Annotated in this window: 8 protein-coding genes; 2 read left to right on the top strand and 6 right to left on the bottom strand. The window is 65.9% G+C overall.

Features of this window, described 5'->3' with window-relative positions:
- Together ACN9MW_RS06780 and ACN9MW_RS06775 are read left to right on the top strand one after the other, a co-directional pair.
- Positions 1–831: an SDR family oxidoreductase gene (locus ACN9MW_RS06780; protein WP_426168964.1), complete on the top strand. Its 831-nt coding sequence runs from the start codon at positions 1–3 to the stop codon at positions 829–831.
- Complete coding sequence (locus tag ACN9MW_RS06775; RefSeq protein WP_426168961.1) at positions 824–2,368, top strand: class I adenylate-forming enzyme family protein; 1,545 nt, start codon at positions 824–826, stop codon at positions 2,366–2,368. Before ACN9MW_RS06780 ends, ACN9MW_RS06775 begins: the two co-directional genes overlap by 8 nt.
- Before the next feature lie 9 nt (positions 2,369–2,377).
- On the opposite strand, the gene ACN9MW_RS06770 is transcribed toward ACN9MW_RS06775, so the two are convergent.
- From ACN9MW_RS06770 to ACN9MW_RS06745, 6 genes are read right to left on the bottom strand one after another with little or no spacing between them, the layout of a single operon-like run.
- Positions 2,378–7,603: a DNA repair ATPase gene (locus ACN9MW_RS06770; RefSeq protein ID WP_426168959.1), complete on the bottom strand. Its 5,226-nt coding sequence runs from the start codon at positions 7,601–7,603 to the stop codon at positions 2,378–2,380.
- A gap of 21 nt (positions 7,604–7,624) precedes the next feature.
- Complete coding sequence (locus ACN9MW_RS06765) at positions 7,625–8,155, bottom strand: zf-TFIIB domain-containing protein (protein WP_426168956.1); 531 nt, start codon at positions 8,153–8,155, stop codon at positions 7,625–7,627.
- The gene (locus ACN9MW_RS06760; RefSeq protein WP_426168953.1) at positions 8,152–10,215 is read right to left on the bottom strand and encodes a flotillin family protein; all 2,064 of its coding nucleotides are present in this window, start codon (positions 10,213–10,215) and stop codon (positions 8,152–8,154) included. Before ACN9MW_RS06760 ends, ACN9MW_RS06765 begins: the two co-directional genes overlap by 4 nt.
- A 33-nt stretch (positions 10,216–10,248) precedes the next feature.
- Positions 10,249–10,869, bottom strand: a complete 621-nt coding sequence (locus ACN9MW_RS06755) for a ubiquinone biosynthesis protein (RefSeq protein WP_426168950.1) — start codon at positions 10,867–10,869, stop codon at positions 10,249–10,251.
- Between the two features lie 27 nt (positions 10,870–10,896).
- Entirely contained in the window at positions 10,897–11,232 is a 336-nt protein-coding gene (locus ACN9MW_RS06750; RefSeq protein WP_426168947.1) for a hypothetical protein, read from the bottom strand.
- Between the two features lie 6 nt (positions 11,233–11,238).
- Positions 11,239–11,949, bottom strand: a complete 711-nt coding sequence (locus ACN9MW_RS06745; RefSeq protein ID WP_426168944.1) for a PspA/IM30 family protein — start codon at positions 11,947–11,949, stop codon at positions 11,239–11,241.
- Positions 11,950–11,957 lie beyond the last annotated feature (8 nt).

Raw genomic sequence — 11,957 nt, 5'->3', positions numbered from 1 at the left:
ATGAATACACTGCAAGGCAAGACCCTGTTCATCACCGGCGCGAGCCGCGGCATCGGCAAAGCCATCGCCTTGCGCGCGGCGCGCGATGGCGCGAACGTGATCATCGCGGCGAAGACGACCGAACCCGATCCGCGCCTGCCAGGGACCATTTACTCCGCCGCGGAGGAGATCCGCGCGGCAGGCGGCAAGGCGCTGCCGCTGGCGGTCGATATCCGGGAAGAGGAGCAGGTCGTTGCGGCTATCGAAAAAGGCGTCGCCGAATTCGGCGGCATTGACATCCTGGTCAACAACGCCAGCGCCATCAGCCTTACCAACGCGCAGAACACCTCGATGAAGCGCTACGACCTGATGATGGACATCAACGTGCGCGGTACCTTTGTCTGCGCCAAGCACTGCATCGAGCACCTGCAGCAATCGAGCAACCCGCACATCCTGACGCTGTCGCCGCCGATCGACATGAATCCGAAATGGTTCGCGCGTCACGCCGCCTACACCACGTCGAAATACGCGATGAGCATGATCGTGCATGGCCTGGCGGCCCAGCTGGCCGAGGATGGAATCGGCGTGAATGCGCTATGGCCGCGCACCATTATCGCCACGGCCGCCCTCAACGTGGCCCTGCCCGGCGGCGGCCAATACGGCCGCAAGCCGGAGATCATGGCCGATGCGGCGCACCAGATCCTGACGCGCGACAGCCGCTCGACCAACGGCAATTTCTTCATCGACGAGGAAGTGCTGCGCGCCGGCGGCATCACCGACTTCTCCCAATACCTGGTGACGCCGGGCGTTGAGCCAATGATCGATTTATTCGTGGAGGCTGGCAATGAATGAGCGCATGCAGGACACCCTTGGCAGGCTGGTTTCCCGCAGCGCGCGCCGCAACGGCGCGGCGACGGCACTGCTGGAAGGCAGCAAGCGAATGAGCTATGCCCAGCTGGACGAGGACAGCAACCGCCTCGCACACTACCTGCTTTCCAGCGGCCTGCAGCCGGGCGACAAGGTGGCCATGCTGAGTCCCAATTCGATGGAGTTCGTGGTGGCTGCATTCGGCATCCTGAAGGCAGGCATGGTGTGGGTGCCGATCAACGCCATGCTATCCCCGACGGAGGTGGCCTATATTGTGCGGCACGCCGAAGCGCGCCTGATGGTGGTGGATGGCCAACTGGCTGCACACCCCGCCTGGAACGCCGCTCTTCCCGCGCTTGGCCTGCCGCTTCTGCGCTGCGCGACGGGGGCCGACAGCGGCGACGGCACGCTGGCGCAAGCGATCGCAGGCCAACCGGGCACCGCCGCCGAACTGGCGCTCGACGAGAATGCCCTGGCGCTGATCATGTACACCAGCGGCACCACCGGCAACCCCAAGGGCGCCATGCACTCGCACCGTTCGGTGCTGGCGGCCGTGATGTCGAACGCGGTGACTGTATCGATCGTGCAGCAGGACGTACTGTCGGCGATCCTGCCACTGTTCCATTGCGCCCAGTTCAGCATGGCCGCAGCGGGGCTGGCATGCGGCGCCGCCATCTCGATCTCGCGCGGCTTCGATCCGGCCGCCGTGCTGGCCACGCTGGCGCGCGACCGTGTCACGCTGGTGGCAGCCCTGCCGGCCATGTACGGTGCCATGCTGATGCACCCTTCGCGCGCCGGGCACGACTTGTCCGCGCTGCGCCTGGCCATCTACGCCATGGCGCCGATGGCGCCGGAGCTGCTGCGGCGCCTGATGCAGGATTTCTGCCCGCATTTCGCGCTGGGCAGCGGCCAGACCGAGATGTTCCCGATGACAGTCTACTTCCCGCCCGACCAGCAGCACCGCACCGGCAATTGCTGGGGGCAAGCGACGCCCGTCAACGACACCGCCATCATGGATGCCGACGGACGCCTGCTCGGCAAGGGGGAGATCGGCGAAATCGTGCACCGCGGCCCCAATGCCATGCTGGGTTACTTCAAGGATCCCGAAGCCACGGCGGCCACGCGCCGCTTCGGCTGGCACCATACCGGCGACCTGGGCATGTGGGACGAGGACGGCTACTTGCACTTCAAGGGCCGGCTGAAGGACATGATCAAGACCGGCGGCGAGAATGTCCCTGCCATCCGCGTGGAAGAGGCGCTGCTCGGCCACCCCGCCGTGGCCGTGGCAGCGGTGGTCGGCCTGCCGCACCAGGAATGGATCGAAGCCGTGACTGCTTTCGTCTGCCTCAAGCCCGGCCAGGCGGCGGACGCCGACAGCCTGCGCGAGCATTGCCGCGGCACGCTGGCCGGCTTCGAAATTCCCAAGCACATCGCCATCGTGGACAACTTGCCGATGACCTCCACCGGCAAGATCCAGAAGCACGTGCTGCGCGCCAGCCATCAGGCGCTGTACGCCGGGTGATGCAAGGCCTCAGTCGGCCGGCGGCTCAATAGCCGGCTCGCGCTGCTGCTTGGGTGGCGGCGGGCCCTTCTTGCCCCGGTAGCGCAGGCGGTGCTCCATGTCCTTCACGATGGAACTGGTGGCCCGCACCTCGTCCCAGATGCCGTGGTCGAGCCGCATCTTGTAGTTCATTGCGCTCATCATGGGCAGCAGGACCTTTTCATAGCTGTCGGCCAGGCGCTGCAGCAGTTCGTGCAGCCGCTCCTGTTCCGGCACGTGCACCTGGACCTGCGGCGCCATGCGGCCTCCGAGGGCGGCGATGCCGGCGCCGATTTCGGCCAGGTAATCTGCCACCCGCGTTTCGCCATCCGCCTGCCCGCCGTTCTTGCGCAGGCGGACGAATTCCTCCACCAATTCGTTCCAGCGGGCCTGTTCCGCGCCGGTCGGCTGGCCCAGCAAGTGCGCCAGTCGCAGCAGGTTCTCTTCGGCGCCGGTGGTCAGGGTCTGCGCCTCGCCGCGGTAGTGGTCACGCAGCAGCGCATCCAGTTCGGCGTCGTGCATCAGGGCCGACACCTTGGGCGCCAGCTTGGCCATGTTGCGGTAGCTGCCCTGCAGCTTGAACGGCGGCTCGCTGCGGTAGGCGTCGTCCTGCGCGGCCGACGCGATGTAGGCCAGGTTCACCTTCATCAGCGCATTGCGCACCTTGGACAGGCGTTGCAGGACCGCGCAGATCTGGTCGATCTCCTGCGAGGTGTAGGCATGCTTGAGTTCCGATGCCGCCACCGGCTCGCCCTGCGACATGCGCACCAGCAGGTACAGGTCCTGCGGGTCGCGCGAAGCGAGCGGCTGCAATTCCGGATGCGCCACCAGTGCGTTCTCGATGTACGAGAGGGCAAACAATTCTTCGCGCCCGCTCAACACGTCGCCCAGGTTGTAGATGTCGGCGCGGTTGGCCAGCATGTCCGGAATCTTGAACACGTCGCCGGACTCGGTGTACGGATTGCCCGCCATGACGACGGCGAAGCGCTTGCCGCGCAGGTCGTAGCTGCGGCTCTCGCCGCGCCACACGCCCTCGATGCGGCGCGTGCCGTCGGCCAGGGCGATGAACTTCTGCAGGAACTCGGGATTGGTGTGCTGGATGTCGTCCAGGTACAGCATCACGTTGTTGCCCATCGCCAGGCCGAGATTGAGCTTTTCCAGTTCCATGCGGGCGGCACTGTTGCTGGCCAGGGCCGGGTCGAGCGAGGTGACGTTATGGCCGAGAACCGGGCAATTGATGCGCACGAAGATCATGCCAAGGCGCTCGCCCAGGTATTCCATCAGCGTGGTCTTGCCGTAGCCGGGCGGGGAAATCAGCAACAGCATGCCCATCGAGTCGGTGCGGCGCTGGTCGCCGGCGGCGCCGATCTGCTTTGCCAGGTTGTCGCCGACCAGCGGCAGGTAGGCTTCGTCGATCAGGCGGTTGCGGAAGAAGCTGGACAGCGGCTTGGCCCGGAACTGGTCCAGGCGCAGGCGGGCGTTTTCCTCTTGCGCCAGTTGCTGGCGCAATTGCTGCAGCGAGCGGAAGGCAGGCACCACCACGGCCTCGTGATGTTCGAGGCGGCGCAGGAAGTCGTTCAGCTGCAGCTTGAGCGTCCGGTTGTCGATGCGGGCATGCTCGCCAAGCAGTCCGGCGACATGGGCGTCGACGCTGGCCTGCACCACGCGGCGCGGCAGGTTGCACAGCAGGCTGGCGGCCGCCTCGGGCAGCAGCGACAATTCGTGGCCATGCTGGCTCGCGTAACCGTGCAGCCATTCGGTGGCCAGCGTCCAGCGTTCGCGCCACGACAAGGCAGGCGCCTGCCAGGGCGCGGCGATATTGTGGCGAGCAAGGTGCTGGGACAGGCCGCTGGCCAGTTCGCTGCCGGTCCGGCTAAGCAGCCAGGGCTGGTCGGCGCCAGCGGGCGTGCCAAGCTCGGACAGCAGGTAGCGCGCGGCCTGCTGCAGCAGCAGGGCCCGGGTTTCGCTGCCGTGATCGAGCCAGGCGTCGATGTCGAGCTGTTCGGCCTCGAGGAAACGCTCCAGCGACTGCTCGACTTGCACCGCCAACTTGTCCCACAGGCGTTCGCTATTGAAATGGCGGCGCATCAACTCGGCCTGTTCCGCCTGGTGGCGCAGCGACTGTGAGGCTGGCGAGGCATTCACGTCGGTCCAGTACAGCAGCGCGACGGCGCGACCCAGCGGGCTGAATCGCAGCAGCCCGGCGCCTTCCCACAGCGGGACCAGCTGGCGCAGGATGGCGGCGGCGTCGTGGTCGTGCAGGCCTTTCTGGTAGCCCTCGTGATAACGCGGCGCGGCGAAGCGGCGCACGTGTTCGTCCAGCACCGCGTTGTCCGGCTGCGCCAGCGCTTCCTGCAATTGCTGCCAGTCGATGCCGGCCGTGCCGGCGCGCACGGCGAGCACGAACTGGTAGGCCAGGTATTCGGCGCGGTACACCTGCGCCGTCTCGGCCAGGGTCTCCTGCGACCACCATGGGCGCAGGGCGTCCAGGCGCTCGTCCTGCAGCGGCGCGTAGTAGTCAGTACCGGCCAGGTGGAAAGCCAGCCCGCCCTGGTGGGGCACGATGGCCAGCTCCAGCGCTTGCCGGTTGACGGTGAAGTCGTGGCGTCCCAGCTTGATGACATTGCCGGTCACCAGTTCATTCTGGTCGCGCAACGCACGCTGGCCCTGTTCGCGCAGGCTTTTCAGCTGCCCGCTCAAGTCGTCGGCCGCGACCGCGTTGCCCAGCTTGCGCAATTCTTCGATACTGGCCTTCAGCTTGCCCAGCAGGGCATCGGAAGCGAAATACGCTTCCATCTGGGCCGGCTCGCTGAACTGGGCCAGGCGCTTGGGCACGCCGGCCAGGATGCGGCGGGCGGCATCGCCGATGGCCTGCACGCGGCGTGCACGCGCATCGAGCAGCGACTGCTTGCGCCCTTCCATCGCTTCGTACACGGCTTCGCGCTTGTGCGCAATCTCGGCCAGGTAATCTTCCTGTTCGGCGAACTGCCCTTCCAGGGTTTCCAGCTGGGCCAGCAGGCGGGTGAGCAATTCGTCGCAGCGCTCCGGCGTGTCGGCCTGTTCCAGGCTGCTTTCCACCGATTGGCTGAATAACTGGAACTGGGCGGCGAATTCGGACGCCGACTCTGCCTGCGACAGCTGCTTGCGGCGCTGTCGCACTTCGGCGCGCAGCTGGTTGACGCCTGCGTACAGGCGCGAGATGGCCGTCAGGATCTGGGTGCGCAAGGTGGCGTCGCCGACCGCCAGGGTGCCAAGCAACTCGTTCAAGCCGTCCAGGCTGCGGGCGGTGCGGTCCAGGGCTTCGTTCAGCGGCGCCAGTTCGGCCGTGGTGCCCAGTTGCGGCAGCTGTTCGCGCTGTTTCGCCAGTTCCGCTTCCAGCTTGGCGAAGGCATTGGCCTGCGACAAGAACTGCACGGTGCGCTCGCCCACGCGGGCCTCTTCCGCGCCAAGCTCGCTGTCCAATTCGGCCAGGTGCGCCACGTCCATGTAGCGCTGCTCCTTCAGCGTCGCCAGGCGGCCGCGCGCAAGGCGGATCTGTTCCAGGGCTTCGATGAATTCGGTGGGCGACTGCCACAGCCGGCTTGCCGTTTCCGCCAGCAGTTGGCGCTGTTCCTGCGCTGCCTGCTGCAGCACGCGCGCGGCCTCGCGCTGGATTGCCGCGACCTTGTCGAATTCGTCCATGGTGGCATTGGCCACCTCGGACAGGCCGCCCAGGTCGGCGCCGACGCCCTTGGCTTCGGGCGCGCCGAGCCAGTGGAAGGCGTCGGCCACCCGGCGGCACTGGCGCAGCAGGCTTTCATAAACGGCGCGGCCTGGGAGCGCATCGCCGCCGGCCTCGCCCTGCTCGCGCACCATGCGCCCGATCGAATACAGCTCGGACAGCCCGCGCACCAGCTCGCGGTTGCCGATCTTGCCGAAGAACCCCTGGCGCGGGGCGGCGCGGGCGGCAAATTCCTCGCTCAGGAACGGCGTCTGCCACCACTGCATCGGGTGGTTGCGGGTCGGCTCCTCGCTCTCGGCGGTAAACAGCAGCATGCTGCCATCGGCATAGCGCGCGTAGCCGTGCGCTACCAGCGGCTGCGACAGGGTCTTGTTGATCAGGTTGTAGGTCAGCAGGACATAGGTGCCGCTGACCACTTCGTAGAAGACGTACAGCACATCTTCGCCGTTCGGCGCCAGCACGCGGCGCTCGAATTGCAGGCCGTCCGGCAGGCCGGAGAACAGGCGCGACTCGCCGCCCTGCAGGATCACGCCGCCGGGGAACACGATGCCGTGGTCTTCCGGCAGCTGCACGCAGGAGGCGCCGATGCTGTCGACCCGCTGCACCTGCTGGCTCAGGCGCGAATACACCAGGTAGCGCACCTGCGTTTCGCGGTAGGGCCGGATGCGCAGCAGGATCAAGTCGCCGAGCGCGGCATAGGCGATTTCGGCGTCGCTGAGCGACTGGTTGGGATCGTCGACCGGCTCGCTGTGGATGCCCAGTCCCGTTTCCGTGTTGTTCTCGATCTTGACCGTCAGGTCGCCGCCCACCGTTTCCACGAACAGGGTGTCGAGCACGTTGACGTGCGGGTGCTGGCCCACCACGTGCTGGTCGCGCGTGGTGGCGGTCCACTCGAAATCATGCGGCGGCGGCAAGGCGATATCGCGTTCGCCGCGGTTGTCGATGTAGGTGGCCGCGCCCTGCTCGTCCAGCTGCCAGCGGAACACGCGCAGGTCGCTCTGGCGCTCGCCGATCTTGAAGGCGGCCAGCAGCTTGCCCTGGTTGAGGCGCAACTGCACCAGCTGGGCGTTGCGGTAGTAGTTATACAGTTCCTTGAATTCGGCCACGAAGCGCGGGTCGGCCAGGAAGCTGCCGTCCAGCGCCAGCGGGTCGAGCTCCACTTCGGCGCCGTCCTGGCGCAGGCGGTACAGCGCGAAGACGTCCGCCACCCGGGTTTCCTGGCGCAGGCCGATGAAGACGTTATAGCCAAACAGCAGCACGTCGCCGACCAGCACCAGGTCGCGTGCGGTGCAGTTGTTGTCGGTGCGGGCGCGAGTGCGGGCCCGCAGCGCCATCTCTTCGCGGCCGAATTCGGCCAGCCTGGCTTCGTTCAGCGCGGTGGCTTTCTCCAGCAGGGACTTGCCCTGGCCGGCCAGCCGCTTGCGCAGCAGGTCGAAGCTGCTGGAATGGCGCAGGGACGCCTCGGCACCCGCAGGTGCTGCTTGTTCTTGGCTCATGATCTCGTGCTTCAGTCGCTTTTAGTCTTTCGGTGCGCCCAGGAAGGCCAGCATCTCGCGGCGGTTCGGCTGGCCGTCCAGCCAGGCGCGGATGCGGGCCAGCTCGGCCAGGTCGTCGCCGAAGCGCGCCTGCATGGCCTGCTCGATGCGCTCGCGCGATGCGGCCTTCTGCACGCTGGCCTGCCAGCGGTCGGAGGCGATTTCATCGAGCTGGCCATGGACGCCGAGCGACACCAGGGTGTCCCACTCGCCGGCGTCGAGCCAGATTGCCTGGGCTGCCGCGCTGTAGTCCAGGCGCAGCGGATGCTGGCTGTCCACCTTCAGGCGCGTCATGAGGCGGCCGGTCTTGGGGCAGAGCCGGACCGCGCCATCGGTGACGCTGGGCTCCCACGCGGCCGCGGCCAATGCCATCTCGGGCATGGCCTTGCGCCAGGCGCGATAGCGTTCGAGTTCCACCAGCACGCCGCCGCAGGCGTCGCAGCGCTCGGCGGGCAGGCCGCCTTCGATGCGGGTCGGCTGGAAATGGGTATGTGCGCAGGCCGGGCAGATCATGGCTTGCCTTTCAGCTCAGGTACCGCAGCGATCAGATTGTTCAGGGCGTGCTGCTGTTGCTGGGTGCCTTCGCGCGACACCTTGGCCAGCAGCGAAGCCACGGTCAGGTTCTGCAGCTCGCCCGAGGAGCCGCCCAGCGCGCCGACCAGGCCGCGCAAGTCGTTCAGCATGTCGCGTTCCCCGCTCAGGTGGTCTTTAAGGCCGATCTGCAAGGTCTTGCTCTTTTCGATGGCCGCATCGATGCCGCGTCCAACCGACAGGGCACGCACGAAGCTGTCGAAGTAGTTGCCGTCGCCGCCGACGATGTCGATCTTGGCGTTGCCCAGGGCCTTGCCCAGCACTTCTGCCTGTTCGCGGGCGATCATGGTCTGCGCATCGATGCCTTTCAGGGCCTGCTCGTTGGCCAGCTCCAGCTGCATGCGGAACTCTTCGTGGGCGCGGGTCTCGGCGCTCATCGCGGACATGGACTCGAACTTCTGCGCCAGGCCGCGCGACTCGGCTTCGAAGCGCGCCTCGATCACTTTGGCTTCCGCCGTGCCCAGGGTGGCGGTGGCAGCCGCATCGGCCGTCTTCACGGCAGCTTCGGCCAGGCCCATTTGTTCCTTGCCCTTGGCTTCGGCTTCCATGCGCAGGCGGGTTGCTTCGGCCTGGGCCGCGCCCTGCTTGACGATCGCTTCGGACGACGCCAGCATGACCTTCGCTTCCGCCAGGCCAGGGGCGGCGATTTCCGCTTCCGTGCCTTCCGCCTGGCGCTTCTTGGCTTCGGCTTCCTTCTCGGCGACTTTCAGGGCCGCTTCCGCCAGGGTCAGTTCCTGGGCGGCGCGGTGCTTGGCCGCGCGCTCTTCCGCTTCGGCGGCCTTGACGGCCAGCAGCAGCTTCTCTTCGGCGCTGGCTTCGGCGGCGATCACCACCGACTTCTTGCCGCGGTCGGCCTCGGCGATGGTGCGCACGTCCTTGATCGCTTCTTCCTGCTCGGCCACCGTGCGTTCGACCACGATGCGCTCGCGGATCACGTCGGCGATGGCCTTCTTCTGCACTTCCAGCGCCTTCTCTTTATCGATGCGCTGCAGTTCGACTTCTTTTTCGCGCGCGACCACTTCCAGCAGGCGGGCGCGGGTGACACGCTCCTCCTCGATGGCGACAGCGCGCTTGCGGTTGTTCTCCGCCACTTCCTTCTCGCGGGTGGTGTTTTCCTGCTGCACCAGCACGACTTGTTCGGCCTGCAGGCGAGCCAGCTCGGACTTGGCGCGTTCTTCGGACTGCACCTTTTCGGCTTCCGCCTGTTCGCGGGCGCGCACGCTGGTGACCTCGCGGTTCTGGCGGGCCTCGGCATCGGCTTGCTGGCGCTCCAGTTCCAGGATGGCTTCGCGGGTTTCCACGTCCTTTTTCTTGATGCGCATTTCCTCGTCGCGCTTCAATTCGTTGGTGCGAATGCTTTCGATCGCGGTCAGTTCGGTGATCTTCTTGATGCCCTGGGCATCCAGGATGTTATGGCTGTCCAGCTTCTCGATCGAAGTCTGTTCGAGATAGTCGATGGCCGCGTCTTCCAGGATGTAGCCGGACAGGTCGCTGCCGATCTGGCGGATGATGTCGTCGCGGAAGCGGTCGCGTGCCTGGTACAGGTCGACGAAGTCCATCGACTTGCCGACGGTCTTGAGGGCCTCGGCGAACTTGGCCGAGAACAGGTTTTCCAGCGTCTCCTGGCTGGAAGCGCGGGCGCAGCCGACCGCCTGGGCGACCTTCAGCACGTCTTCCTTGGTCTTGTTCACGCGCAGGAAGAAGGTGACCTTGATGTCGGCGCGGATGTTGTCGCGGCAAATCAGGCCGTCCTTGCCAAGGCGTTCGATCTCGATGGTCTTGAGCGAGATCTCCATCAGTTCCTTCTTGTGGATGATGGGGTAGACCATGCCGCCGGTGAAGCTGACGTCCGGCTCGGCGCGCAGGGTGTTGATGATCATTGCGTGACCCTGTTCGACTTTATGGTAGAAGCGCGCGAACATTGCCAGGGCGCCGAGCAAAACGACGACGCCGATGGCGGCTGCAATCAACATGATGTCCATGGATTTCCTTCAGGTTTGTGTTGGTGTTGTTATTTAATTTGCCGCGCTGGCGGCCTGTACTTCGTACTGCTGCAATGCCTCGTCGTAGGCGACGATCACTGCGAGAGCATCCTTGCCCAGTGAGTTGGGCGAACTGGCCCAGACGCGGATATTCAGGCTGGCCCCGCTGCTCTCCACTTCGGCGCGGCCGAATTTTTCGTCCACCGACAGCGTGACGATGCGGCAGGTGTGGCCGACCAGGCTGCGGTTTTCCGGCGCATGGTGCTTGACGAACAGCGCACGCAAAGGCTTGACCACGCGCGCCGACAGCCACACGCTGAACCCCGCCGCCGCCAGCAGGATGACGGCGCCGCCGACCCATTGCAGCACCCCGGCCGGCAGCCACGCCAGAACGTATTCGTGCAGCAGGGCCGTCGGCAGCCAAGTGAAGAAAACCAGCAGCGTAGCGACGATCGAGAACGGCACGCCACCCAGGCCCAGCGCCACCAGCCAGAAGGCCAGCGTTTCCAGGTCGGCGTGGTCGGCGTCGCCTTCGATGTTCTCGCCCAGGTCCAACACACCGACCAACGACAAGGTCCAGTACACCAGCAGGATGATCAGCAGGACGCTGGGGATGGCGGTTGGAAAGCTGGCCAGGATTTGCCAGGTGCTCATTCAGTGCCCTTCTTGGTGGTCAAATTACTAACTATTCTCGTGCTTCGATTGCTTTAATGCAAATGTTATCAACTGCTCATGCAACATTTCCTTGATGCGGCGCCGGTCGGCTGCGTCGACGCCCAGGCGTTCGGCCAGCAGCGCGTAATCGGCGTCCGACAGGCTGACCGTCAGGCGCGGGCGAACCGGCTTGCTGGAATACGGCAGGCCGAGGATCTTGCGGATCTGGTCCGAGGTGGAGAGCTGGCTCTTGAACGCGGCGAGGCGCACCGCATCGATCACCTGCGTCTCCACGTCGAAGGCCACCTGGACCGCGCGCAAGGCCGCATCCGATCCTGACCAGCGGGAAGAACTGCGGACCATGGCGCGTCAGCCCTGGTCCGGCGGGGCCGGCCGGACGCGCGCCTGCAGGCGAGCCATCACTTCGGCCTTGCGGTTGGCGCGCTCGCCGATGCCCGCCTGCGCCAGCTTGTTCTCCAGCGCCTTGCTGCCGAACTCTCCTTCCAGCACTTCGGCCGCCTGCATGCGGTCGGCCATGTCCTGGTGGCGCTGGCGGATGCGCTCCAGCGATTCCTTGGCGGTCATCAGCTTGGAGCCGCTCGAACCCATGTTCTGGGAAATGGTGGCGGTGGCCTTGTAGACGCTCTCGGTGGTCTTGGCCATGGCCAGCTGGCGCTCGTGCTCGCGCAGCGTAGCCTCGGCGTTGCGGATCATGTCCTTCAGGCGCGCGATGTGGCCGGCATATTGGGCGCGCGCCTCTTCCTGTTCGGCCAGCGCCACTTCCAGGTCGGCCACGCGCGCGGCGACTTCCTCGGCCAGGCTGGTCTCGTCCTTTTGCAGCGCCTGCAGCGCCAGGTCCTCGTATTTTTTCAGTTCGGCGCGCAGGCGTTCGATTTCGCGGTCGGCCTGCATTTCCTTGGCCATCACGGCCGTCAGGTCGTTCTTTGCGGAGGCCACGTGGGCAGTGGCTTCGACGATTTCCTGTTCGTAGATGGTCGAGGCGTTGTTGTCGACGATGCTCTGGCCGAGCTCACGCAGGTTACCTCGCAACATGGTCAGCACTTTGGAAAAAACAGCCATGATGGGCT

It is taken from the genome of Pseudoduganella sp. R-34 (genome assembly GCF_049904655.1).
Taxonomy (GTDB): Bacteria; Pseudomonadota; Gammaproteobacteria; order Burkholderiales; family Burkholderiaceae_D; genus Rugamonas.
This window is presented reverse-complemented; position numbering and strand designations above follow the sequence as displayed.